This is a genomic window from Sphingomonas kyeonggiensis, from assembly GCF_014204495.1.
Taxonomy (GTDB): domain Bacteria; phylum Pseudomonadota; class Alphaproteobacteria; order Sphingomonadales; family Sphingomonadaceae; genus Sphingomonas; species Sphingomonas kyeonggiensis_A.
In genome coordinates this window covers 774,917-796,995 of record NZ_JACHLN010000001.1, presented here as the reverse complement: position 1 = coordinate 796,995, position 22,079 = coordinate 774,917, and the positions used below count along the sequence as shown (strand labels likewise).

The following is a 22,079-nucleotide window of genomic DNA, read 5'->3' as shown; positions in this document are numbered from 1 at the left end:
GACGCATCGAGTTTCATCTGTCGAACGATAGCGTTGTGATCGCCGACCACGGAATAACAATGATGTGGAAATCCCCGGCAGCAGGTTCGGCTGAAATACCGAACTCATCAGCTGCCTTGACGATTAAGTTCAGACATTCGGATTGGCCGACGAGTTGGACCACGGCTTTCGCAGCTCCGGCCTTGCGCACGATAGCCTGTTGCGCCGCCACTAGCATCGAGTTCACCCTCCTTCTTCAAGTAGAGCTATGCAGTCTCTGCGACGCGGAAATATGGTAAGCGGTGGCCCTGCTCGCAACTTCACCTGGCGGTGGCAGCGATCTCGCGCACGCGCCTGATCAGGGCTTCTCGCGGTTGCCGGCCGTGAGCCAGGCGATGATCTGATACGCGTGCCGGCGGAGGCAATTGGGCTCCTGGATCAGCAGCGTGCACGCACCATGCGGATCTCGCTCAGCAAAGGAGGCGAGCTCGTGCAGGTCGCCTCGATAGTTGCGCAGGATCCGGATCGCCGCCAAGCTCATCCCGGCTGCCTCTTCCGCCTGGATCTCCAACGCCCGTTGATAGATGACGTTCGCCCGGCTGGCGCTAACGTGCAGCGCGTCGCCGATCGCCTGGAATGTTGCGCCCTCCTCGCGCATGCGCAGAGCCGTCTGGTGCCGTTCCCTCATGTGAGGGAGATAGCATCCGCTGTACCGATGTCACCAGCGCTGGCGACGAGCGCCTGCAGGGCAACCCTGCCGCCACGTCGACAGCTAAGCGGCGCCAATGACGATTTCGTGCCGGACCCAGATCCCGGGATGTGGGGCGCGTGATCCGGGCCCGAACCCATAGACGGCAGCTTTTGAGGCGAGCGTCCGAGATTGGGTGGTTAGCTGCCGTTCGCATGCGGACATCGCTCCGGTGGCAGATTCTTCGGCACTCTGGCGATAACGTCCCTTTCGGGAGGCCCAACTGCAAGCAGATGCTCGACGAAGAATTTGCGGTCGCCCAACATATCGCCCGGAGTGTCCGCGAGGCGACCCACTGCCTCTACCGACACGGCGGTCACGCAGTCCCGCAAAAATGCGCGTTCCTTCTCGGCTATAAAGCGTCCATAAAGTGGCTCGCGTCGGAAGGCATCGTTCCAAACGAATGCTATGGCCTTGTCTGCACCTTTGATGATGAGTGAGCCGCCGTGATGGTCTAGGAGTACCGTTCCAGCAAGTTGCTCAGGTTTCCGAACAAACGCACAGCCAACCATGGAGTCGGGCACCTCCACAGGGCGCGAAAAATTAGGTAGCCCTATCTTGCAGGCGGTCGACAACGCGCTGGATCGATCAAATGCGACCCATCCGCCCGCCGCGAGGATAGCCGCCGCGAAAATGATGGTCCCTATAGAAAGTGCTCTTACGCAGGTCATATTCGCGACTATGCACGGTTCGCTCGATGGCCGCTATTGGGTGGAAAGCGGTCATAGACTCTGACGGACGGCTCCTCCAAAAGGCGGAGTTATGGAGTGGCTTGAGCCGTGGGTGGCAATCACAGATTTGGATTGGCCTGAGCAGAAAAAGGCCGAGTATCGGGCTGGCTGGGAGCGCCAGCTTGTCCGTGAGATTGGGCCCCAGCATATCCTCAGAGGCCTGACAGGTGAGCTTGTGGCCCGTCGCTTTGACCGCGATGATGCGCTCTTCAAGCTGTCTGACGGCAGATTGGCCGAGGTCCATCTAACTTGGGCGCAGGGCGAAGAGCCCGATCCGGCGTGGCCCGCAACCGGCGTTTTCAATTCACTTGAAGAATGGGCGTCGGAAAGCATGATTGAACAGCATCGCGAGTGGATCGCCTAACTGGCACGTGACAGGCGAACGTCCGCAAGTGGGGCGCGTGCCGCCTGTCCGCTCTTGGACGGGCTGATGCCCGGCTGAGCGACCGCGAATGGGTGGGAAGCTGACCGGCGCCCTTTGAGCGGCTCGCCACATAAGCTGCTGCTAGCGATACCTCTCTACGTATTCAAAAACCCGTTGGAAACGACGCCGAGCGCCGGGCGCCCCGAGCCGCTTTTCCAGTACCTCCCGAGCATAGTCTTTTCTGCCAATCACGAGCGCCGCTGCAACGATCCTCATCGTCTGAGCTCGATCTCGCGCCAATCGCTCGTCGCCCTCCTCGTCAGCGGCCACCACTTGTTCTGGAGATGCGTAGTTGTCCAAAACCGGCATTGTCCATCGCTCGATGAACGCGCGCGCCTCCCTGACTATCTCCTCGACGGAGTCTCGCTGATAGATATACCAGCGCCCCGGATCAGCCTTGGCCGAAGTGAAGCCAATTGGTTGCCGCGTAACGCCGGCAGTCACTCCTTCCAGAAGGCCTAGGTCGTCACCAATCATGTCCTGAAGCACATCGTCCACGGTAGGAATGTCGATCTGCATGAATGGATATAGGGCCGCCGACGCGGTAGGCTGATCCTTCGGATGAACCTCTAGCCGAAGATCCAGCTTCTGCGCTGCATCACCGATTTTTCGCTTGTAGAATAGGCTGTTGGACCCACGCGTGAAACCCTTGGCACCCATATATGGGTCGAGGTGCCCTTTCAGATTTTCCGTCACGCACAGCTTGATATCACTCTTCATCAAGCCACGCTGAAGGATTGGCCGCTTTCGGGCAAGGACTACAAGGCTGGGAACGGCCTACTTTGGGGCGCTCCCAGCCTGGCCGCTTACAGTAGGCGCCATGCAGCGCCCGAACGGCCGACGATGGGTGGATTTCGGACTGGCAGCTATCGCACGGAACGCACGGCTAGCTGCCAGCCGCTTACGTGCTATCGCGCGCTGTCGATCATCATCCCCCCATCGGGCGATAGGTTGTAGCCAGTGAGAAACTGCGCATCCCGGCTGGCGAGGAAGAGGACAACCGGCGCGACGTCCTCCTCCGGGTCTCCCAGTCTGCGCAGAGGCGTGCTGGGGGCCGGCACACCGGCCTCGGTCATCTCTTCATAGGTGTTGGCGACAGGCAGGACGTTGTTGACGGTAATGCCATATGCCCCCCATTCCCGCGCGGCGACGCGCGTCAATGCGCGGATTGCTTCCTTCGCCATCGCGTAGGGGCCGTACGGCACCATTCCGATGACGCCGGCCACCGACGCGAAGTTGATTATCCGCCCGGCCCCGCTCGCCTTAAGGTAGGGAAAGCAAGCCTGCATCATGCGAAGATGGGCGATCGGTCCGGTGTCGAAGTTTCGCTGCAGCTGTTCGATCGACAGATCGATGATCGGTGAACTTACCACGGACGGATCGAAAGCGTTGTTCACGAGGATATCGACGCCGCCATATTCGGCGGCGACCTGCGCCACGGCGGCTTCGATCTGCTGCCCGTTGCTGATGTCACAGGAGATACCGAGAGCGATGCCGCCAGCGGCTTCGATATCGGCGACCACCTTGGCGATGCTTTCGGCGGTGCGCGACAGAACTGCGACCTTCGCGCCTTCGGCAGCGAACAGCTTGGCGGTAGCGCGTCCGATGCCGCGGCTGGCGCCGGTAACAATCGCGACCTTTCCTTCAAGGCGACCCATGGGAGTTATCCTTTCGTGATGAGGTGATGCGCGCCGGATTGCGGCGCATAGGGGGAAGCGGCTTCACGGGCGGCGTTCTGCGTCGTGAACGAGGCCGCGAGCAGCGCGAGGCCGATGATGGCCGGGATGGCGCCCTTCGGCTTGCCGACGCCCAGATGCGCCATGCCTGACAGCAGCAGATGGTAAAGGATGCCGGCATAGGCGAGGTCGCTGAGCGGCACGCTGACACGCGACAGGATCGCCACCGGCCCCAGGATCTTCACCACCACCATGAACGGAACGAGATGCTCGGCACGATAACCGAGATCGGCCTGTGCCTGGCGCACAAAGGCTGGCTTCGACACATACAAGGCGGCTGACGACAAGTAGAGCAGCGACAATAGCGCGGTACTGATCCAGTATACGTAACTCGCAGGCATGATCCTCCTTTCCGCGGCACAGGCACGCGAAGTCGGGTCGTTGAATGACGATTGGTGGCCGGGCGTTCTCAGCGACGCCGGCTAGCTGTATAGAAGATGGGCTATTGGATGATTCGCCACAAGTAGGATGAATTATCAACAGCTAGTATGGAGAACCTGACTATTGGAAGACGGTGCGTTCACCATGCAGGATGAGATGCGCCGCGCGTTCGCGATGCTCTCGGGCAAATGGAAACTGGAGATCATGTGGTTGCTCCACCAGCGGGTTCACCGCTTTGGCGAACTGCGCAAGGCCATCCCCGGCATCACGCAACATATGCTCACGGCGCAACTTCGCGAGTTGGAGGCCGATGGGCTGATCTCTCGGACAGTCTTTGCCGAGGTGCCCCCGCGCGTCGAGTATGAGATGACGGCCAAGGCCCGCGGGCTAGGCCCCACAATGGAAGCGCTCGCCACTTGGTGGGCCGAACACGGTAAATCGATCCCGGCAAGGTCTGGCGGGCGCGGCCGGAAACCGCAATGAACGGCGGCTTTCAGGATACGGATCAATAAGCTCGCGCGGCTGGATTTGGGGCGCTAGCTGCCCGACCGGTATCGGCGTCGCAAATTTGAACCGAAACGACCGAGATTGGGTGGTTTGCCGACAGTCAGGCTGCGAGTGTAATCGCTTTCTCGCGCCTCATCGGGCAGGAGCGCTAGCACCTCGGCAGCTCTTGAACGGATCGCCTGCCAGCGCGGGTCTTCAAATAAGGCTTCCCGCACCCAGAAGTCCTCGTATGACGGGCCGCTCCAACAGCTCAACAGCTCATCAAGAGTTTGGAGGGCATCGACCTCATCCTGACTGATCTCGCCGAACTCAAGCATGTGACCGACAGCTACAAAGCTATCGTCAAACTCCATCGCGAGCTCAAAGTTGCCGTAAGCCTCAGCGCTCTTGCCTCCTGTTAGGCCTGAGAAGCTGCTATCAAGATATGAAACTTGCGCCTCCGCCGATGCGGCTAGGTTGGCAACTGCCTCTCGCAACATGGTGTAGCGCGTACCCATCACCTCATCCTAGTCTAGCTGACTAAGGTCCGGAAGTGGGTGGTTAGATGCCGTCGTTAGGCTTGATGCCAATTGTCGCTAGGTCTTCCAGCACGACAATTCGCCCATACCCTTTCCAAAATGGATTATCGTATGCGGATTGAACGCGTGCGACAGGCAGAAAGCGCCCGGCGGCGCGGAGAGCCTTAAGCTCGCCGATAAGGCGTTGGTAAGGTAGATCGCCCTCGGTAACGCGGAAGTCAAATAGAGCCTCTTCGAAGCTGGAGTACAGCTCGTCGGCCATTTGATTCCAATACCCCGTTAGGAAGGTGTGAAAGCTGTCGCGTTGTCGTTCAGGGCTTCTTTCATATGAAATCCATCGGCCGTCAGGGTCAAGCCTAGCAGCTTCGATACAGCGTGCGACCGGCCGCAAGCGGGGCGTTTGCCGACTGTCCGGTTTCGGATCGATCGTTTTTCCGTTGGACGGCCGACGTTGGGTGGCTAGCGGACATCGCGCGCATCCGGCTATGCTACTCCGATGGTCGTCTTCAGCGAACTCTACGGGGGATATGAAATCAGTTGGCGGGAGACCGGCGAGCAATTTGTTGCGCTCGTCCGGTTGCCTCGGGAAGAGCGCCCACCCGCCTTGATTAGAGCAACAGTCAGTGAGGGCATGTCCGTGCTGAAATCGCGAACTCGAGCCGCTATCGATGCGGGAGAAATTGAGCGCTACAGACCGGCGCACTGAACGTTGGCCGGCGTCAGCAACTGGGGCGCTTGCTGCCAGACTGGTTTCGGCGTCGCAAATTTGGACCGAAACGACCGGGATTGGGTGTTTGCTGACAGGCCGCTTTCATGAGTCTACGGCCTAATGGAAGGCGCCCCGGGCAATCCCCGGGGTGCCGCGTCGCGTCATAGCGGTCTCCGCAGGAAGTCTGCGGTTGTGAGCAGGATGTGGCCAGAGCTGAGTGGTCGCCCGTCTGCATAGGCTTTTGCCGCGTTCGCAAAGATCTCGTCGGAGTGATCGTCAAACAGCTGAAGGGCATCCTCGCGAGACGGCAACGCTCCCTGCACTCCGCCCAGTTCCCCGAGAGCTTCGACGCTGATCAGAAATGGTACCTGCTCTGTGTCGTCGTAGCCGCTGAACTCGACTCCATGGCGAGCGCGGTTCCAATCCTTCCGTCCGGGTTGGAACACGATCGGGCGTCGTGAGAGGCGGCCGATGTCGAGCCCGTCCTCAAGCATGTGGAGCTTGGGTCTGTAGAAGCCGGTGATCTCGAACAAAGCCGGCGTAGTGCCGGAGAAATGAAGTACCCCATCAACCATGGTCCCGGGCTCAGCACGATCGAATGGTGGCTGCGGCCCTGCCACAGGTACCATAAGCCCACCGGATCCATGCGGGCGCACATAGGTCGCCGGGCCCATCCGGACCAGCGTAGCAACACGAGGTTCTGCATCCCGCAGGGTTGGTGCCTCAGGAAGGGCGGGCTGTTCGTTCGGCTCACGCACGACAAGCAGTGGGCTATCCATGTACGCACCTGCGAACCGCCGAACGGTCGAAGGTGCGCCTTCAGGTTCGGGAACCTCGGCCCCCACAAGGGCGCTATCTGTGGCCTTTTTTGCGGGTTCGAGGAAGCGCGCGATTTGCTCAGCCTGCGCGCCGTCGATGAAGACTACCGTGTTGTTGTTGCCGCGCACGTAGACCTTTGCGTGGCTGGCCTCCCCGCGGCTCATTGGCGCTACCAGAGCTTTTAGAAAGGTTCTCACCGAGGCTGACAGCGGTACCGGGTCGACCCCGGTGGCGAGTATCAACTGTATGGAGGTAGCGATTCCTTGGACAAAATTGCCAAGCAATTTGCGCTGCTCGTACAGGTCGGCGACCGTGTTCGCGAGCTCGAGAAAGGCGTGCAGACTTGCGATCTGCAGATATGCGATCTCAAGTCGGTTGCCCGGCGCCGTACTCCGCGTCTCTTGGGCGAATGCATTTGCCAAACGCTCGATTACGGTGCCTGCGCTCCGCGCGTCAGGAAGCCCATAATAGCCGATCTCCAAGATCAGCATCGCTTTCTGTTCTATTCCTTCCGGCATTTGCCCTCCCGGTGCAAATGCTGGCGGAAATGCCCGCGCGGAGCAAGAAGACCGCTAGCCGTCCCCCAAGGCACGGAAGTTACCAGGAGCGCGTAGCAGTATAGCACAGTCTGAGAAGAAGCCTCAGATCCTCTAGGACACAGAGCGCATGGAAGACCAAGCGGCGCGAATCGAACGTTATATCTCGGAGCAAGAAGAAAACATTGTTCCGTTGGCAAGCTGCTTCCGCAGGGGCTGAGCCTGAAGATAAATGATCAAGCAGCCGAGGACGACTTCCAACGCGCCAACATCACTGAGCTGGTGATAACACCCGAAGGCGACTTGCATGCCTGCAATGTCAAATTCGCGAGCCAGTTCGAGCGCGCGCAGAGTTAGGCGAGCGACGGGGACCGCCGATTCACGGCCCGCCTTTTATGGGTTCACGACCTAGCAGGAGTCCGCCTTAGGGAAAATGTTATGAAAAGATGAGGGTCAAACAATAACGCGGGTTATTACAATGTCTTATAGTTTGTTGTGGCGCACCCGACAGGATTCGAACCTGTGGCCTCTGCCTTCGGAGGGCAGCGCTCTATCCAGCTGAGCTACGGGTGCCTGGAACAGGGCGCCTAGCAAAGCCTTTGCGGCCGCGCCAGCCCCTCAATGCGCGGGCGCCGTCTTCGGCTTCTTCGGCGCGGCGGTCTTGGGCTTGTAGGGGCAAAGGTCCTCGACGACGCAGCGCCAGCATTCGGGGGTGCGTGCCTTGCAGGTGTAGCGGCCGTGCAGGATCAGCCAGTGATGGGCGTGCAGGCGAAAGGGCTGGGGGACCACCTTCTCCAGCTTCTTTTCGACCGCGAGCACCGTCTTGCCCGGCGCGAGCTTGGTCCGGTTGCCGACGCGGAAGATATGCGTGTCGACGGCGAAGGTCTCCGCGCCGAACGCCGTGTTCATCACCACATTCGCGGTCTTGCGGCCGACGCCCGGAAGTGCCTCCAGCGCATCGCGGTCCGCCGGCACCGCGCCGCCATGATCGCGGATCAGTGCCTCGGACAGGGCGATGACGTTCTTCGCCTTGGTATTGAACAGCCCGATCGTCTTGATGTGCTGCTTGAGGCCGTCCTCGCCGAGCGCGACCATCTTGTCCGGCGTGTCGACTTCGCGGAACAGCGCGCGCGTCGCCTTGTTCACCCCGGCATCGGTCGCCTGGGCCGAGAGCACCACCGCGACCAGCAGCGTGAAGTCGTTGACATATTCGAGCTCGGTCTCGGGGTGCGGATTGTCCGCGGCGAGACGCGAGAAGAACTCGAAGACGTCTTCGCGCTTCACCCGCCCAGCACCTGGTCCATCGAATAGCGGCCGGCAGGCTTGCCGGCGAGCCACAGCGCGGCCTTCACTGCGCCATGGGCGAAGATCGCGCGGTCGTCCGCGCGGTGCGTGAGCTCGATCCGCTCGCCCTGGGTCGCGAACACCACGCTGTGATCGCCCACCACCGATCCGCCGCGCAGGCTCGCCAGCCCAATCGTGCCCGAGGCGCGGGCGCCCACCGTGCCGGCGCGATCGGTGACTTCGGCCTCGGCCAGCGTCGTACCCATGCCTGCCGCCGCAGCCTTGCCGAGCATCAGCGCGGTGCCCGAGGGTGCATCGACCTTGTGGCGATGATGCATCTCGACGATCTCGATGTCCCAGTCAGGCCCGAGTTGCGCCGCCGCCTCGCGCACCAGCCGCTGGAGCAGGCCGATGCCGAGCGAGGTGTTGCCGGTCTGGAGCACCGCGATATCCTTGGCGGCTTCGTCGATCAGCGCGTGATGCTGGGGCGAGAGGCCGGTGGTGCCCACCACGATCGGCTTGCCCGCCGCGCGCGCGGCGGCGAGATGTGCCTCGAGCGCCTGGGGGGCGGAGAAGTCGATCAGCACGTCCGCCCGCGCCGCGATCGTCGCGGGATCGTCCTGCGCATCGGCACCGCCGGCGACCTTCGCGTTCAGTTCCGGCGCCACCGCCGCGATCGCCTGCCCCATCCGGCCGAGGCTGCCGTAAATGCCGATGCTGGTCATGCCCGTCCCTCTGGCACAGGCTGGGCTCAAGCGCGATGGATTATTGCGCGGCTTCGTCCGGCTTTTTCGGCTTCCTGCCAAGCGGAATGGTGGCGGTGACCATCAGTCCCACGCCCTTGGCGCCCGGCAGCTCGCGCTGCACCGCGGCCACGGTGCCGCTGCCGCCGCCCGGCAGGCGGAAGTCCGGCCGCAGCGGCTTCTCCGCCCAGCGTGCCTCGTCGAGCGTAGGGAGGCGGTTGCCGTTGGCGTTGCCGCACACGGTGATCGTATCGCCACCTGGCCGACAGGGGCGTTTCGGTACCATCGCGGCGTCGCCCGCATCATCGGGGCTGGGGAAGATCGGCGCGCGATCCTGCGCAGTGAAGACGACGAGAAGGAGAGCTGCGAGCATGGGCGGAAGGTAGACCCTGATTTGCGGCGAGCTTGGGGCAAATGCACGGGATCGGAACAATCGGACGGCGCGGCGGCGTTGCCGAATCGGGTTGGGGATGAGAGGATTTTTACATGATGGGACTCCCCGCAGCTTTGCTCCTCCTGGCGCCGTCGCCGGCTCCCGCTCCTGCGGACTATGCCACTGGCATCCCCGTGATCTTCGCTACTATCGGCCATTCCGAATGGTGCCCCGCCGGCAATGTCCGGGTCGATCTGCACACAGGCGACTACACGCTCACCCCGCGGGCGGCACGAGCGGCGTGCCGCGATCCGAAGCTGGTGCGTCCGATCGAGCACGGCCAGGTCGATGCGGCGCGCCTTTCGGCCATCCGCGAAGCCTATGGCCGCGCGCAGGAAGAGGGCCTCGATGCCTGCCGCGCCGGCAAGCGTGGCGATATCATCGTCAGCAATGGCGGCACGCCGATCATGGTGCTGACCAGCGGCGCCGGCACATGGGCGGTACCGCAAGACTATGGCTGCTGGAGTTCCGCCGCCATTGCGTTGCACCGCGCGCTCGACGAGATGTTCAAGGCATCGCACCAGCGCTGAGCCGGTAGCGGCCAGGGCACTTCGCTCCTATCCTGTCCCCATGCGCGACATCCAGAACATCGTCATCCTCACCGGCGCCGGACTTTCGGCGGAGAGCGGGATCGCCACATTCCGAGGCCCCGGCGGGCTATGGGAAGGGCATCGGGTGGAGGATGTCTGCACGCCCGAGGCGCTCGCGCACGATCCCGAGCTGGTCCATCGCTTCTACGATGCGCGGCGGGCCAAGCTTGCCGAGGTCGCGCCCAATCCGGCGCATGTCGCGTTGGCCCGGCTCGATGCGGAGTGGTCCGGGCAGCTGCTGATCGTCACCCAGAATGTCGACGATCTGCACGAGCGCGCCGGTGCCAACCGGATGCTCCACATGCATGGCGAGCTGAAGTCGGCGCTGTGCGCGGCGTGCGGGGACAATGTGGAGTGGGAAGACAACCTGCCGCCCGGCACCCAATGCCCCAATTGCGGCACGCCGGCGCTTCGGCCCGACATCGTCTTCTTCGGAGAGATGCCCTATCACATGGACGTGATCGAGGCGGCGCTGGCGGATGCGGACCTGTTCGTCTCGATCGGCACGTCGGGCGCGGTCTATCCGGCGGCCGGGTTCGTGCAGACGGCGCGCTATCACGGGGCGCAGACACTGGAACTCAACCTCGACCCGAGCGCCGGCAGCCACTGGTTCGGCGAAACGCGGCTGGGGCCGGCGGGTACGCTGGTGCCGGAATGGGTGGATGCGATGCTGGCCTGATCAGGCCGCCTCGCTGTCCCCTTTCTCGATGATGCCGGCGCGGGCGCGGCGATCGACCGACAGCTCGAACACATCGTGCCGCGCCTGGGCGCCATCTACGTCCATCGTCGCCAGGCCACGGCCGACTTCGTCCAGTTCGATCTCGGCGATCAGGATCTCGGGTGCGGTGCCGGCCTGCGCGATCACCACGCCGTCGGGTGCGATGATCGCGCTGTGGCCGTGCTGGATCTGGCCGTCGGGCAGCCGGTCGAGCAGCTTGCGCGCCGATCCGTCCCCACCTGCCTTCTCATAGCCGGCGATCAGCTCCTGCTTGTACTGGATGGTGCCCGCCGCCAGCACGAAGGCGCGGCCTTCAAAGGCATAATGCGCCGAGGCGAGCATCGCGATGTCGCCCACTTCGGGCCAGGCGGCGACGTGCACCGTCTCGCCTTCATGATGCATTGCCGCGCGGGCGAGCGGCATCCAGTGCTCGGTGGAGGCGAGCTGGCCGATCCTGCCCCATTTGGCCTCGTGCAGCCCCATGGTCGAGCCGTCGCCCTGGCCGAGCATCAGCTTCTCCGCCGGCGAGAGGATCAGCTTGCGATGGCGCAGCACCGGCGCCTTGGGGCGGAAGAGGAACTGGGTAGCGTAGAGGCTCTGGCGGACGCGCTCATAGCCGCCGATCGAGACGGCCACGTCGGCGATGTCCACGGTCCATTGCAGCGGCTGAAAGCGCGGGTCCTCGCCGCGGACTGCCTGGTCGAGCAGCAGGCCGTGCAATTCGCGCGTGCCGGGATGGTCCCAGAGTCGCGCCGGGGCGACCTGGTCGAGCCAGGCCGGGTAGCCGCCCAGAAAACCCTCGCCAAAGGCGACGACGCGCGCGCCCTTCTCGATCGCCTCGCGTGCTTTCGCGATAGCCTTGTCCAGCCCCGCGCCGATGGCGAGGGGAACCGGCGAATCCTGTACGATGGCGACCTTGAGCTTCTTCGTCACTCGACCCAGTCCAACCCGATCTCACGGTAAAGCGAACGGTCTTCCTGCCATTCCGGCCTTACTTTCACGTGAAGATAGAGATGAACCTTTACGCCCATGAGACGGGAGAGCTCCGCGCGGGCCCGGGCGCCGATTTCCTTGATCCGGGTGCCGCCTTTGCCGAGCACGATCGCGCGCTGGGTCTCGCGCTCGACCAGGATCTGCTGGTGGATCTCGACCGACCCGTCCTCGCGCTCCTTGTACTGCTCGGTCTCGATCGCGGAGGAATAGGGCAGCTCCTGGTGGAGCTGGAGATAGAGCTGCTCGCGGGTCACTTCGGCGGCGAGCATGCGGTCGGTGGCGTCGCTCACCTGGTCTTCGGGGAAGTGCCAGGGGCATTCGGGCATCGCGGCGGCGAGCGCCGCCTTCAGCTCGGGCACGCCGTCGCCGGTCTGGGCCGAGACGAAATAGGTCTCGTCGAACGGCAGCAGCTCGTTGAGCTTCGCCGCATGGCCGAGCAGGCGCGGCTTGTCGGCGACGTCGACCTTGTTGAGGATCAGGATCTTGCGCTCGCGCCGGCCCTTCAGGCTCTCGATCACGGTCTGCACCTTGGGGCCGATGCCGCCCTTGCCGTCGACGATCAGCGCGATCAGGTCCGCACCCTCGGCGCCTTCCCAGGCGGCGGCGACCATCGCCCGGTCGAGCCGGCGCTCAGGGGTGAAGATGCCCGGCGTATCGACCAGGATCAGCTGCGCGTCGCCCTCGATCGCGATGCCCATCACCCGGGTGCGCGTGGTCTGCGCCTTGGGGCTGACGATCGCGACCTTCTGGCCGACCAGCGCGTTCACCAGCGTGGACTTGCCGGCGTTCGGCGCGCCGACGATCGCGATCAGGCCGCAGTGCTGGGTTTCCGGGGTATCAGTCATATCGTTTTCCAATGCGCCTGCCTTGTGCAGGGGAGATCAAGCCTTGAGCTTCGCCAGCAGTGCCGCCGCGGCCGCGGTTTCCGCGTCCTGCTTGCTCGTGCCCTGGGCCTCGGCGTCGGCGAAGCTGCCGATCGACACCTTCACCGTGAAGCGAGGTGCGTGGTTGGGGCCCGAGCGGTCGGTCACCACATATTCGGGCGGGCGGCGATTGTTTGCGGCGGCCCATTCCTGCAGCGCCGACTTGGGATGCCGCGGCGCGCTGGCGTGCGCGTCGATATGCCTGGCCCAGGCCTTGCGGACGAAGTCGCGCGCCGGCGCGAAGCCGAATTCGAGATAGAGCGCGCCGATCAGCGCCTCCATCGCGTCGCCCAGCACATTGTCGCTGTCCGCAGCGCCATCGCCGCGCGCCTGCTTGCCGAGGCGGAGAAGCACCGGCACGCCGACTTCGCGCGCGACATCGGCGCACATCGCCCCCGTCACCAGCGCGTTGAGCCGCCGCGACAACGCGCCCTCGGGTTCGCTGGCGAAGCGCTCGTACAGCCATTCGGCGATGGCAAGGCCGAGCACCCGGTCGCCCAGGAACTCGAGCCGCTCGTAATTCTCCGCCGCCTGGCTGCCATGCGTCAGCGCGCGCTGATAGGGGGCCAGGTCAGAAGGGCGCTGGCCGAAAGTCTTCGCGATCCACTCCCCGAGGTCGGGAGCGCTCAAAAGCCTTCCCCGATGCGGCTCCAGCGCGCGGCGGTGAACCAGGTCCAAGGCAGGAACCAGTTGGCGCTGCCGTCGGTCGACCAGAAGCTCAGCACCGCCTTGCCCTCGATATTCTCGAGCGGGACATAGGAGATGCCCTGGCCCTCGGGCGGCTGCGAGAAGCGGCTGTCGGTCGAATTGTCGCGATTGTCGCCCATCAGGAACACATGGCCGGCGGGCACATGATAGACCTCGGTATTGTCCTGCGGGGTCAGCCCCTGGTCGAGCACGTCATAGCTCTTGCCGCCCGGCAGCGTCTCGCGGAAGCGCGGCAGCTTGCAGACCGCGTCGCCCTTGGCGCTCACGCTCTGGAACAGGGTGGGGCAGTTGGTGAAGTTCGGCGTGATCGGCAGCTCGAGATCGGCGACCTTCTGCTTGGGCACCGCCTTGCCGTTCAGGATCACCTGGCCGTTGACCACCTGGACGCTGTCGCCCGGCAGGCCGACGACGCGCTTGATCCAGTCCTCGCCATTATGGCCCGGCGCCTTGAACACCACCACGTCGCCGCGCGAAGGCGTTCCGGGGAAGATGCGGCCCGGGATCAGCGGCAGGCTCCACGGCAACGAGTGCTTGGAATAGCCGTAGTTCCACTTGGTGATGAACAGATAGTCGCCGATCAGCAGCCGCGGCATCATCGATTCCGACGGGATCGAGAAGGGCGAGAAGATGAAGCTGCGCACCACGAACACGATAAGCGCCAGCTTGACGAGGAAGACGCCAAGCTCCTTCCACTCGTTCTTGGGCTTGTCCTCCACGGCCGCCTTGGCGGGGGTGGCGGGCTTGTCGTCGAGGGAATCGGCAGGCGTGTTTTCCATGGGGTGCTGCTCTGCTTGGGCCGGGCGGTGAGGTCAAGCCGATGAATGGAGTGGCGGTGGAGAGAATGGGACGATAGGGGCAGCTTGTCGCAATTGGAGATGAACATGAGCTTGCCCGACTGGTCCGCCGTTAAATCGCTCGAAGCCTCGACGCTGACCGAGCTGTTCGCGCGCGACGCCGATCGTGTCGCCAAGCTTTCCGCCGACGTCGCCGGCATCCACTTCGACTGGTCGAAGACGCACCTGACGCCCGAGCTGATCGCCGCCTTCTCGAAGATCGCCGCCGACATGGGCCTGGTCGCCAAGCGTGACGCGCTGTTCGCCGGCGAGAAGATCAACGTCACCGAAGGCCGCGCCGTAGAGCACACCGCCGAGCGCGGCGAAGGCTCGCCCGACAGCGTCGCCCGCGCCCAGGCCTATCACGCCCGCATGCGCGCGCTGATCGACGCGATCGAGGCCGAGGCGTTTGGCCCGGTGCGCAGCATCATCCATATCGGCATCGGCGGCTCGGCGCTGGGTCCGGACCTGCTGGTCGACGCGCTCGGCCGCGACGCCGATCGGTATGAAGTGGCGGTGGTCTCGAACGTCGACGGCGTGGCGCTGGAGACCGCGCTCGATCGCTTCGATCCGGCTACCACGCTGATCGCGATCGCCTCGAAGACCTTCACCACCACCGAGACGATGCTCAACGCCGAGAGCGCGATCTCGTGGCTGATGCAGGGCGGCGTCGCCGATCCGTACGGCAAGCTTGTGGCGCTCACCGCGGCGCCGGAAAAAGCGATTGCGTTCGGCATCGACGAGACCCGCGTGCTGCCCTTCAACGAATCCGTTGGCGGGCGCTATTCGCTCTGGTCGTCGATCGGCTTCCCGGCGGCGCTGGCGCTGGGCTGGGATGCGTTCGAGGAACTGCTCGAAGGCGCGGCCGAGATGGACCGCCACTTCCGCCTCGCCCCGTTCGAGGCGAATGCGCCGGTCCTCGCCGCCTTTGCCGACCTCTATTACACGCAGGTCCGCGGCTGCGAGACGCGTGCCACCTTCGCCTATGACGAGCGTCTCGCGCTGCTGCCGAGCTATCTCCAGCAGCTCGAGATGGAATCGAACGGCAAGCGCGTGACCGCCGAGGGCGAGCCGGTGACCTATCCGACCGCGCCGATCACCTGGGGTGGCGTTGGCACCGATGCCCAGCATGCGGTTTTCCAGCTGCTCCACCAGGGCACGCGGCTGGTGCCGCTCGAGTTCATCGGATCGATCGAGCCGGGCGACGGCCTCGCGGAAGAGCATCACCGCCAGCTGCTGCTCAACATGTTCGCCCAGGGCGCGGCGCTGATGGCCGGTCGCAAGAATGACGACCTGGCACGCGACTATCCGGGCGATCGCCCCTCGGCGACGCTGCTGCTCGACACCGTCGATCCGCGTACGCTGGGTGCGGTCCTGGCATTCTATGAGCAGCGCACCTTCGTGAATGCGGTGTTGCTCGGCATCAACGCGTTCGACCAGTTCGGTGTCGAGCTGGGCAAGGAAATGGCCAAGGCGGCGGGCGCGGGTGGGGAGGGATTCGATCCCTCGACCGACGCCCTGATCGCAAGGGCCTTCAAGTGAGCGACGACGCCTATATCTACGACGAGGCGAGCGGGGAGTGGATCCCCGCCGCCGAGGCCGCCGCAAAAGCCGGCGCCGCCGAGACGGTCGAAGTCCGCGATTCGGTCGGCAACCTGCTGCAAGATGGCGATCAGGTCACGCTGATCAAGGACCTGACCGTCAAGGGCGCCGGGCAGACGCTCAAGCGCGGCACGCTGATCAAGTCGATCCGACTGACCGGCGACGCGCAGGAGATCGACTGCAAGTACGAAGGCATCAAGGGCCTCGTCCTGCGCGCCGAGTTCGTGCGCAAGCGCTAGGCCCTAGCCGGCGCCCTCGAGCGCGAACGCGCCGACGATCACCGTCACGCACTTGCCGCCCAGGATCACCCGGTCGCCGGCAAGCCCGCAGGCGATGTGGCCGCCGCGCGCCGAGGCCTGATAGGCGCTGAACGTGTCGCGGCCGAGGCGCTTCGCCCAATAGGGCGTCAGCACCGAATGGGCCGAGCCGGTGACCGGATCCTCGTCGATCCCCGCCGCCGGCGCGAAGACACGGCTGACCACGTCGGTATCGGTGCCCGGCGCGGTGACGATGTTGAGCGTGTCGCCGATCGCGGCGAGCTTGCGGAAATCGGGCTTGAGGGCGCGCACCGCCTCGGCGCTTTCCAGCACGGTCAGGTCATAGCCATTGGGATGGCGCAGCGTCTCGCCGATGCCGACGCCCAGCGCCTCGAGCAGGCCGGGCACCTCGGCGGGCTCGGGCGGATAGGCGGGCAGCGCCATCGCATAGGCATCGCCGTCGCGGCGCACTTCGAGGATGCCGGCCTTGCGGGTGCGGAAGGTCACGCCCTCGCGCGCCGGATCGGCCGACAGCACGAAATGGCCGCTCGCCAGCGTGGCATGGCCGCACAGCGCGACTTCGACGGCGGGCGTGAACCAGCGCAGCTCGAAATCGGCCTCGCCGCTCGCATCGGGAATGATGAACGCCGTCTCGGCAAGGTTGTTCTCCGCCGCGATCGCCAGGAGCGTCTCGTCGGGCAGCCAGGCCTCCAGCGGCATCACCGCGGCCTGGTTGCCGGTGAAGGGACGGTCGGCAAAGGCATCGATCTGGGCGAAAGGCAGGGTCACTCGGCGTCCTTCAACAAATTGGCTTCGGTCATCGGGTTTTCGGGTTCGTCGACATGGCCGTCCGGGTCGACATGGATCAGGATCTCGGTGCCCGGAAAGGCCGCGCCCAGCTCCGTCTCCAGCGCCTCGACCACGTCATGCGCCTGGAGGATCGTCATCGCCGGGTTCATCGAGATGTGGAACTGGACGAAGTCGCGATTGCCGCTGGAGCGGGTGCGCAGGTCGTGCAGGCTCTTGAGCGCAGGATTGCGCGCGGCAACCTCGACAAAGGCGCGGCGGCGCTCCTCGGGCCATTCCTTGTCCATCAGCTGGTCGATCGCAGCCTCCGAAGCACGCCAGGCGCCGAACAGCAGCCAGAAGGCGATGGCGATGCCGAACACCGGGTCCGCGCCGCGCAGGCCCCAGGCATCGAGCGCGAGCGCGGCGATCACCGCGGCGTTGAGCATCAGGTCCGAGGTATAGTGGATGCGGTCGGCGCCGATCGCGATCGAGCCGGTCTGGTCGATCACATGCTGCTGGTAGCGGGTGAGCGCGAGCGTGACGACGATCGCGATCATGCTGACGACGATGCCCGATTCGGGCGAGGCGGAGACATCGCCGGTCTGCAGCCGCTCGATCGCCCGGATCAGGATGGCGAGCGCCGAGATGGCGATGACCACGACCTGGAACAGCGCGGCCAGTGCCTCGGCCTTGCCATGGCCGAAGCGATGATTCTCGTCGGCCGGCTGCGAGGCCCAATGGACGCCACCCAGCGTCACCAGCGAGGCGAACAGGTCGAGCACCGAATCCGCCAGGCTGGCGAGCACGGCGACCGACCCGGTCGTCCAGGCGGCCCATGCCTTGAGCGCGCCCAGCAGGATTGCGGAGCAGACGCTGGCGAGCGCGGCGCGGCGGGCGAGGTTGTTCATCGCCAGGAGCTCATGGATATAGCAGGCCCTCGGACCAGCCGGCGCCGGCGCGGGTGAACAGCCGGCGCTCATGCAGGCGGTGGGCACGGTCCTGCCAGAACTCGATTCGCGTCGGAGTGACGCGGTAGCCGCCCCAATGCGGCGGGCGGGGCACGTCCTGGCCCGCGAACCGCGCCTTCACTTCCTCGAAACGGGCTTCGAACGTCTCGCGGCTGTCGAGCGGGTGGGACTGGTCCGATGCCCAGGCGCCGAGCTGGGAGTCGCGCGCGCGGCTGGCGAAATAGGCATCGCTCTCGGCATCGGTGGCGAAGCTGACACCGCCCTCGATGCGGATCTGGCGGCGCAGCGACTTCCAGTGGAAGAGCAGGGCGACCTTCGCGCCTTCGTGCAGCTCCTGCGCCTTGCGGCTCTCGCGGTTGGTGTAGAAGACGAAACCGTCCGGCCCATGGCCCTTCAACAGGACGATGCGGGCGGAAGGCTGGCCGTCCGCGCTCACGGTTGCCAGCGTCATCGCGTTGGAGTCGTTGGGCTCGCTCTCCCGCGCTTCCCGGTACCAGCTGTCGAACAGTTCGAACGGATCGGTGCTCATGGCCCGGGGCTCTACGCTTCCGCCGAATAGCTGTCGAGGAACGACTCCTTTGCTGGCACATTGAATCGGCTTCGCAACGAGGAGAGCGAGATGGCGGCGCGCGCCTATTGGCAGGGACAGATACGGCTGGCGCTCGTGTCGATCCCGGTTGAGATCTACACCGCGACCAAATCGGGCGCGCAGATCAGCTTCCACCAGATCCACGAGCCGAGCGGCAAGCGCATCAAATATGAGAAGGTCGCCCCCGGTGTCGGCGCGGTCGAGCCCGAGGAGATCGTGAAGGGGTTCGAGGTCGAGAAGGGCGAATATGTCCTGCTCGAGCAGGACGAGATCGATGCGGTGAAGCTCGAATCGAAGAAGACGCTCGAGCTCACCCAGTTCGTCGACGCCGACGAGATCGACGTGCTCTATTACGAACGCCCCTATTTCGTCGTGCCGGCGGACGACCTGGCCGAGGAAGCGTTCATCGTGCTGCGCGAGGCGCTGCGGCGCACCCGCAAGGTGGGGCTGGGCCAGCTGGCGATGCGCGGGCGGGAATATGTCGTCAGCCTCAAGCCGTGCGGGCGCGGCATGGTGCTCGAGACGCTGCGCTATGCCGATGAGGTCAACAAGGCGCAGGGCTATTTCCGCGACATCCCCGATGACGCGCCCGATCCCGAGCTGCTCGGGCTTGCGGAGAGCCTGATCGAGAAGAAGGTCGCGGCGTTCGATCCGAAGAAATTCCACGACCGCTATGTCGATGCGCTCCGCGACCTGATCGCGCGCAAGCAGAAGGCGAAGGGCAGGAAGATCATCGAGGATGCGGGCGACGGCAAGGAGAGCAGCGGCTCGAACGTGGTCGACCTGATGGCGGCGCTCAAGAAGTCGCTGGAGAAGCCCGAGGCGAAGACCCGGGCGCCGGCGAAGGCCAAGCCGGCAGCCAAGGCCCCGGCGAAGAAGCGGGCGTGACGGTCCTCCTTCCCGTCATCCCCGCGCAGGCGGGGATCCAGGGTAATTCGCGCGACGCTCTTGGCTCTGGATCCCCGGCTGCGCGGGGATGACGAGGTAGATATGGCTGCCGACAAGACTGACCCCCTCGCCAGATACAATTCCAAGCGCGACTTCGCGAAGACTGCGGAGCCGGCGGGCAAGGTCGCCAAGGGCAAGGGCCATCGCTTCATCGTCCAGAAGCACGACGCGACACGCCTGCATTGGGATTTCCGGCTGGAGATCGACGGCGTGCTCAAGAGCTGGGCGGTGACGCGCGGGCCGAGCCTCGATCCGGACGAGAAGCGGCTGGCGGTGCGCACCGAGGACCATCCGCTTTCTTATGCCGATTTCGAAGGCGTGATCCCCAAGGGCGAATATGGCGGCGGCACGGTGATGCTGTGGGACGACGGGACCTGGGCACCGATCAAGGGCAAGAGCGAAAAGGACCTGGAGAAGGGCCATCTCCACTTCACCCTCGACGGCGAGCGGATGCGGGGCGAGTGGCTGCTGATCCGCCTCAAGCCGCGCGGCCGCGAGAAGAACGAGAACTGGCTGCTCCGCAAGATCGACGACCAATATGCCGGCGCCACCGACGCTCTGGTCGAGACCGGGCTGACCAGCGTGAAGACCGGGCGGACGATGCAGGAGATCGCGGAGGGGAAGAAGGCCCCCTCCAAACCGTCATCCCGGCGAACGCCGGGATCTCAGGCGGCTGGCGCCAGCGCACGAGACCCCGGCGTTCGCCGGGGTGACGGCAAGGGCAAGAATCCCGCATTCCGCAAGCCCCAGCTCGCCACGCTGGTCGACACCGTGCCGGCGGGCAACCAGTGGCTGCACGAGGTGAAATATGACGGCTATCGCGCGCTGCTGAGCCTCGGCGACAAGGGCCCGAGGATCTACACCCGCACCGGGCTCGACTGGACCGATCGCTTCCCCGGCATCGCCGAAGCCGCGGCCAGCCTGCCCGGCCCGGCGCTGATCGATGGCGAGATCGTCGCGCTCAAGGACGGGAAACCCGATTTCTCCTCGCTCCAGGAAGCCTTGTCCAACGGCGGGGAGGGGCTGGTGATGTTCGCCTTCGACCTGATCGAGGCGGATGGCGAGGACCTGGCCGGGCTGCCCCAGCTCGCCCGCAAGGAACGGCTGCGCGCGCTGCTGGCGGGGGCGGATGCGCGTATCCAGTTTTCCGAGCATGTGCTGGGGAGCGGCGAGAAGCTGTTCGAGACGATGTGTCGCGAAGGCTATGAGGGCGTCGTCTCCAAGCGCGCCGACGCGCCCTATCGCGGCACGCGCACCAAGGCCTGGCTCAAGACCAAGTGCATCCGCCGCCAGGAGTTCGTCATCCTCGGCTGGCTGCCGTCGAGCGCGAAGGGACGCGGCTTCCGCTCGCTGCTGCTCGGGCTGAACGGGCCGGACGGGCTGGTCTATGCCGGCAAGGTCGGCACCGGGTTCAGCACCGACACGCTGCACGCGCTGCGCGAACGGCTCGACAGCATCGCCGCCGACAAGCCGGCCGCCGCGGTGCCGAAAGCCGAAGCGCGCGGCGCGCATTGGGTGAAGCCCAAGCTGGTCGCCGAGATCGCCTTTGCCGAATTCACCGCCGAGAATGTCGTGCGCCATGCGAGCTTCATCGGCCTGCGCGAGGACAAGAAGGTGAAGGACGTGGTGGCGGAGAGGCCCGCCAAGCTACCCGAATCGCCCGTCTCCGCCGTGAAGATCAGCAGCCGCGAGCGGGTGATCTTCCCCGGCGACGATCTCACCAAGGGCGACCTGGCCGACTATTATCTCGCCACCGCGCCGATCACCCTGCCCTGGCTCGCCAATCGCCCGATCAGCCTGGTGCGCTGTCCGCAGGGCCGGGCGCGGCAATGCTTCTTCCAGAAGCACGACGCCGGCAGCTTCGGCGAGCATGTCCACCATGTCGACATCCGCGAGAAGGACGGCTCGGTCGAACCCTATCTCTATCTGGGCGATGTCGACGGGATCCTGGCCTGCGTCCAGATGGGGACGATCGAGTTCCACGGCTGGGGCAGCCTGGTCGCCGATGTCGAGAAGCCCGACCGGCTGGTGTTCGACCTCGATCCCGACGAGGGGCTGGGCTTCGAGGACGTGAAGAAGGCGGCGGCGGACATCAAGGAGCATCTCGCCGAGCTCGGGCTGACCAGCTGGCCGCTGCTCTCCGGAGGCAAGGGGGTGCATGTCGTGGTGCCGCTGACCCCTGAAGCCGAATGGCCCGCGGCGAAGAGCTTCTGCGAGCGCTTCTCCCGCGCGCTGGCGGAGGCGGAGCCCGAGCGCTTCACCGCCAACCTCAAGAAAGCGAGCCGCAAGGGCCGGATCTTCATCGATTACCTGCGCAACCAGCGCGGCAGCACCGCCGTGCTTCCCTATGTCGCCCGCGCCCGCGAAGGCGCGCCGGTGGCGGCGCCGGTGACGTGGAGCGAGCTGCGCGACATCGACAGCCCCAGGCATTTCTCGATCCGGGACAGTGCCGAGCTGCTGGCGCGTGCCACCGGGCGTGCGCTGCGGGGCTGGGGGCTTGCCGACCAGGTGCTGCCGGACGTTTGAGATAGCCCGCAACTGGTTGAAACTCCGTCTGGACGAGGTCCCAAAGCTGGTTAATCCTCCCTATTCCAAAATGCGCAAATAGGGGGA

General features: G+C 64.9%; 27 protein-coding genes and 1 tRNA gene. 9 read left to right on the top strand and 19 right to left on the bottom strand.

All coding sequences use genetic code 11. The features are described from left to right. Window positions 1-13: 13 nt before the first annotated feature. Window positions 14-217 carry a hypothetical protein gene (locus HNP52_RS03920; protein ID WP_184162724.1) on the bottom strand — a complete coding sequence of 68 codons (204 nt, stop codon included), beginning with the start codon at window positions 215-217 and terminating at the stop codon, window positions 14-16. Between the two features lie 120 nt (window positions 218-337). Further along, a complete protein-coding gene (locus tag HNP52_RS03915) occupies window positions 338-667 on the bottom strand; it encodes a hypothetical protein (protein WP_184162721.1) in 330 nt (109 codons plus the stop codon). Between the two features lie 293 nt (window positions 668-960). Between HNP52_RS03915 and HNP52_RS03910 the strand changes: the two genes are divergently transcribed. Together HNP52_RS03910 and HNP52_RS03905 are read left to right on the top strand one after the other, a co-directional pair. Beyond that, the gene (locus HNP52_RS03910) at window positions 961-1,167 is read left to right on the top strand and encodes a hypothetical protein (protein WP_184162718.1); all 207 of its coding nucleotides are present in this window, start codon (window positions 961-963) and stop codon (window positions 1,165-1,167) included. Between the two features lie 343 nt (window positions 1,168-1,510). After that, window positions 1,511-1,822, top strand: coding sequence for a hypothetical protein (locus tag HNP52_RS03905; RefSeq protein ID WP_184162715.1), 312 nt, complete (start codon window positions 1,511-1,513; stop codon window positions 1,820-1,822). A 141-nt stretch (window positions 1,823-1,963) separates the two neighbouring features. On the opposite strand, the gene HNP52_RS03900 is transcribed toward HNP52_RS03905, so the two are convergent. The 3 genes from HNP52_RS03900 to HNP52_RS03890 all read right to left on the bottom strand — a co-directional run bounded on the left by HNP52_RS03900 (window position 1,964) and on the right by HNP52_RS03890 (window position 3,959). Then, window positions 1,964-2,602 carry a hypothetical protein gene (locus HNP52_RS03900; protein ID WP_184162712.1) on the bottom strand — a complete coding sequence of 213 codons (639 nt, stop codon included), beginning with the start codon at window positions 2,600-2,602 and terminating at the stop codon, window positions 1,964-1,966. A gap of 188 nt (window positions 2,603-2,790) precedes the next feature. Beyond that, window positions 2,791-3,540, bottom strand: coding sequence for an SDR family NAD(P)-dependent oxidoreductase (locus HNP52_RS03895; protein ID WP_184162709.1), 750 nt, complete (start codon window positions 3,538-3,540; stop codon window positions 2,791-2,793). A gap of 5 nt (window positions 3,541-3,545) precedes the next feature. Further along, a complete protein-coding gene (locus HNP52_RS03890; RefSeq protein ID WP_184162706.1) occupies window positions 3,546-3,959 on the bottom strand; it encodes a DoxX family protein in 414 nt (137 codons plus the stop codon). A gap of 184 nt (window positions 3,960-4,143) precedes the next feature. Here HNP52_RS03890 and HNP52_RS03885 point away from each other — a divergent pair, with 184 nt between their 5' ends. Continuing rightward, the gene (locus tag HNP52_RS03885; protein WP_183996754.1) at window positions 4,144-4,482 is read left to right on the top strand and encodes a helix-turn-helix domain-containing protein; all 339 of its coding nucleotides are present in this window, start codon (window positions 4,144-4,146) and stop codon (window positions 4,480-4,482) included. Between the two features lie 53 nt (window positions 4,483-4,535). Here HNP52_RS03885 and HNP52_RS03880 read toward each other — a convergent pair whose 3' ends face one another. From HNP52_RS03880 to HNP52_RS03850, 7 genes are all read right to left on the bottom strand, one after another. Beyond that, window positions 4,536-5,003 (bottom strand): hypothetical protein, encoded by a 468-nt coding sequence (locus HNP52_RS03880; RefSeq protein ID WP_184162704.1) that lies wholly within the window; start codon window positions 5,001-5,003, stop codon window positions 4,536-4,538. Between the two features lie 43 nt (window positions 5,004-5,046). Further along, window positions 5,047-5,286: a hypothetical protein gene (locus tag HNP52_RS03875; RefSeq protein ID WP_184162701.1), complete on the bottom strand. Its 240-nt coding sequence runs from the start codon at window positions 5,284-5,286 to the stop codon at window positions 5,047-5,049. 608 nt (window positions 5,287-5,894) lie between these two features. Next, entirely contained in the window at window positions 5,895-7,070 is a 1,176-nt protein-coding gene (locus tag HNP52_RS03870) for a DUF1488 domain-containing protein (protein WP_184162698.1), read from the bottom strand. Between the two features lie 514 nt (window positions 7,071-7,584). Beyond that, window positions 7,585-7,661 (bottom strand) — tRNA-Arg (locus HNP52_RS03865). 45 nt (window positions 7,662-7,706) lie between these two features. Continuing rightward, window positions 7,707-8,372 carry an endonuclease III gene (nth, locus tag HNP52_RS03860; RefSeq protein ID WP_184162695.1) on the bottom strand — a complete coding sequence of 222 codons (666 nt, stop codon included), beginning with the start codon at window positions 8,370-8,372 and terminating at the stop codon, window positions 7,707-7,709. Then, window positions 8,369-9,097 carry a 4-hydroxy-tetrahydrodipicolinate reductase gene (dapB, locus tag HNP52_RS03855; RefSeq protein WP_184162692.1) on the bottom strand — a complete coding sequence of 243 codons (729 nt, stop codon included), beginning with the start codon at window positions 9,095-9,097 and terminating at the stop codon, window positions 8,369-8,371. The genes nth and dapB overlap by 4 nt, the downstream gene beginning before the upstream one ends. A gap of 40 nt (window positions 9,098-9,137) precedes the next feature. Then, complete coding sequence (locus tag HNP52_RS03850) at window positions 9,138-9,488, bottom strand: hypothetical protein (protein ID WP_184162689.1); 351 nt, start codon at window positions 9,486-9,488, stop codon at window positions 9,138-9,140. A 113-nt stretch (window positions 9,489-9,601) separates the two neighbouring features. On the opposite strand from HNP52_RS03850, the gene HNP52_RS03845 reads away from it, so the two are divergent. Then, complete coding sequence (locus tag HNP52_RS03845; RefSeq protein ID WP_184162686.1) at window positions 9,602-10,078, top strand: hypothetical protein; 477 nt, start codon at window positions 9,602-9,604, stop codon at window positions 10,076-10,078. 40 nt (window positions 10,079-10,118) lie between these two features. After that, entirely contained in the window at window positions 10,119-10,817 is a 699-nt protein-coding gene (locus HNP52_RS03840) for an NAD-dependent deacylase (protein WP_184162683.1), read from the top strand. Here the strand turns inward: HNP52_RS03840 and HNP52_RS03835 are convergent, their stop codons facing one another. Genes HNP52_RS03835 through lepB form a run of 4 tightly spaced genes read right to left on the bottom strand, consistent with a single transcriptional unit; the run spans window position 10,818 to window position 14,256 of the window. Further along, a complete protein-coding gene (locus HNP52_RS03835; protein WP_184162680.1) occupies window positions 10,818-11,789 on the bottom strand; it encodes a nitrilase-related carbon-nitrogen hydrolase in 972 nt (323 codons plus the stop codon). Next, window positions 11,786-12,694 (bottom strand): GTPase Era, encoded by a 909-nt coding sequence (gene era, locus HNP52_RS03830; protein ID WP_184162677.1) that lies wholly within the window; start codon window positions 12,692-12,694, stop codon window positions 11,786-11,788. Before era ends, HNP52_RS03835 begins: the two co-directional genes overlap by 4 nt. Window positions 12,695-12,730: 36 nt before the next feature. Continuing rightward, window positions 12,731-13,402, bottom strand: a complete 672-nt coding sequence (gene rnc, locus HNP52_RS03825) for a ribonuclease III (protein ID WP_260395897.1) — start codon at window positions 13,400-13,402, stop codon at window positions 12,731-12,733. Continuing rightward, the gene (lepB, locus tag HNP52_RS03820; RefSeq protein ID WP_184162674.1) at window positions 13,399-14,256 is read right to left on the bottom strand and encodes a signal peptidase I; all 858 of its coding nucleotides are present in this window, start codon (window positions 14,254-14,256) and stop codon (window positions 13,399-13,401) included. The genes rnc and lepB overlap by 4 nt, the downstream gene beginning before the upstream one ends. Window positions 14,257-14,361: 105 nt before the next feature. On the opposite strand from lepB, the gene pgi reads away from it, so the two are divergent. Beyond that, window positions 14,362-15,855, top strand: coding sequence for a glucose-6-phosphate isomerase (gene pgi, locus HNP52_RS03815; protein ID WP_409372590.1), 1,494 nt, complete (start codon window positions 14,362-14,364; stop codon window positions 15,853-15,855). Continuing rightward, window positions 15,852-16,154, top strand: a complete 303-nt coding sequence (locus HNP52_RS03810) for an alkylphosphonate utilization protein (protein ID WP_184162669.1) — start codon at window positions 15,852-15,854, stop codon at window positions 16,152-16,154. Before pgi ends, HNP52_RS03810 begins: the two co-directional genes overlap by 4 nt. 3 nt (window positions 16,155-16,157) lie before the next feature. On the opposite strand, the gene HNP52_RS03805 is transcribed toward HNP52_RS03810, so the two are convergent. The 3 genes from HNP52_RS03805 to pdxH are packed head-to-tail and all read right to left on the bottom strand — an operon-like array spanning window position 16,158 to window position 18,524. Beyond that, entirely contained in the window at window positions 16,158-16,961 is an 804-nt protein-coding gene (locus HNP52_RS03805; RefSeq protein ID WP_184162667.1) for a PhzF family phenazine biosynthesis protein, read from the bottom strand. Beyond that, on the bottom strand, window positions 16,958-17,869 hold the full coding sequence (locus HNP52_RS03800) for a cation diffusion facilitator family transporter (protein WP_184162665.1): 912 nt from the start codon (window positions 17,867-17,869) through the stop codon (window positions 16,958-16,960). The genes HNP52_RS03805 and HNP52_RS03800 overlap by 4 nt, the downstream gene beginning before the upstream one ends. Window positions 17,870-17,879: 10 nt before the next feature. After that, window positions 17,880-18,524: a pyridoxamine 5'-phosphate oxidase gene (gene pdxH, locus HNP52_RS03795; RefSeq protein WP_409372611.1), complete on the bottom strand. Its 645-nt coding sequence runs from the start codon at window positions 18,522-18,524 to the stop codon at window positions 17,880-17,882. Between the two features lie 24 nt (window positions 18,525-18,548). On the opposite strand from pdxH, the gene HNP52_RS03790 reads away from it, so the two are divergent. After that, a complete protein-coding gene (locus tag HNP52_RS03790; protein ID WP_184164995.1) occupies window positions 18,549-19,406 on the top strand; it encodes a Ku protein in 858 nt (285 codons plus the stop codon). 102 nt (window positions 19,407-19,508) lie between these two features. After that, on the top strand, window positions 19,509-21,992 hold the full coding sequence (gene ligD / locus HNP52_RS03785; protein ID WP_184162661.1) for a DNA ligase D: 2,484 nt from the start codon (window positions 19,509-19,511) through the stop codon (window positions 21,990-21,992). The last annotated feature ends 87 nt before the right edge of the window (window positions 21,993-22,079 follow it).

What these genes read in the sequence shown, in the direction of transcription:
- HNP52_RS03920 (WP_184162724.1), bottom strand. Translation starts at nt 217, where the DNA reads ATGCTAGTGGCGGCGCAACAGGCTATCGTGCGCAAGGCCGGAGCTGCG.
- HNP52_RS03915 (WP_184162721.1), bottom strand. Translation starts at nt 667, where the DNA reads ATGAGGGAACGGCACCAGACGGCTCTGCGCATGCGCGAGGAGGGCGCA.
- HNP52_RS03910 (WP_184162718.1), top strand. Translation starts at nt 961, where the DNA reads ATGCTCGACGAAGAATTTGCGGTCGCCCAACATATCGCCCGGAGTGTC.
- HNP52_RS03900 (WP_184162712.1), bottom strand. Translation starts at nt 2,602, where the DNA reads ATGAAGAGTGATATCAAGCTGTGCGTGACGGAAAATCTGAAAGGGCAC.
- HNP52_RS03895 (WP_184162709.1), bottom strand. Translation starts at nt 3,540, where the DNA reads ATGGGTCGCCTTGAAGGAAAGGTCGCGATTGTTACCGGCGCCAGCCGC.
- HNP52_RS03890 (WP_184162706.1), bottom strand. Translation starts at nt 3,959, where the DNA reads ATGCCTGCGAGTTACGTATACTGGATCAGTACCGCGCTATTGTCGCTG.
- HNP52_RS03885 (WP_183996754.1), top strand. Translation starts at nt 4,144, where the DNA reads ATGCAGGATGAGATGCGCCGCGCGTTCGCGATGCTCTCGGGCAAATGG.
- HNP52_RS03880 (WP_184162704.1), bottom strand. Translation starts at nt 5,003, where the DNA reads ATGGGTACGCGCTACACCATGTTGCGAGAGGCAGTTGCCAACCTAGCC.
- HNP52_RS03875 (WP_184162701.1), bottom strand. Translation starts at nt 5,286, where the DNA reads ATGGCCGACGAGCTGTACTCCAGCTTCGAAGAGGCTCTATTTGACTTC.
- HNP52_RS03870 (WP_184162698.1), bottom strand. Translation starts at nt 7,070, where the DNA reads ATGCCGGAAGGAATAGAACAGAAAGCGATGCTGATCTTGGAGATCGGC.
- dapB (WP_184162692.1), bottom strand. Translation starts at nt 9,097, where the DNA reads ATGACCAGCATCGGCATTTACGGCAGCCTCGGCCGGATGGGGCAGGCG.
- HNP52_RS03850 (WP_184162689.1), bottom strand. Translation starts at nt 9,488, where the DNA reads ATGCTCGCAGCTCTCCTTCTCGTCGTCTTCACTGCGCAGGATCGCGCG.
- HNP52_RS03845 (WP_184162686.1), top strand. Translation starts at nt 9,602, where the DNA reads ATGATGGGACTCCCCGCAGCTTTGCTCCTCCTGGCGCCGTCGCCGGCT.
- HNP52_RS03840 (WP_184162683.1), top strand. Translation starts at nt 10,119, where the DNA reads ATGCGCGACATCCAGAACATCGTCATCCTCACCGGCGCCGGACTTTCG.
- era (WP_184162677.1), bottom strand. Translation starts at nt 12,694, where the DNA reads ATGACTGATACCCCGGAAACCCAGCACTGCGGCCTGATCGCGATCGTC.
- lepB (WP_184162674.1), bottom strand. Translation starts at nt 14,256, where the DNA reads ATGGAAAACACGCCTGCCGATTCCCTCGACGACAAGCCCGCCACCCCC.
- pgi (WP_409372590.1), top strand. Translation starts at nt 14,362, where the DNA reads ATGAGCTTGCCCGACTGGTCCGCCGTTAAATCGCTCGAAGCCTCGACG.
- HNP52_RS03800 (WP_184162665.1), bottom strand. Translation starts at nt 17,869, where the DNA reads ATGAACAACCTCGCCCGCCGCGCCGCGCTCGCCAGCGTCTGCTCCGCA.
- HNP52_RS03790 (WP_184164995.1), top strand. Translation starts at nt 18,549, where the DNA reads ATGGCGGCGCGCGCCTATTGGCAGGGACAGATACGGCTGGCGCTCGTG.
- ligD (WP_184162661.1), top strand. Translation starts at nt 19,509, where the DNA reads ATGGCTGCCGACAAGACTGACCCCCTCGCCAGATACAATTCCAAGCGC.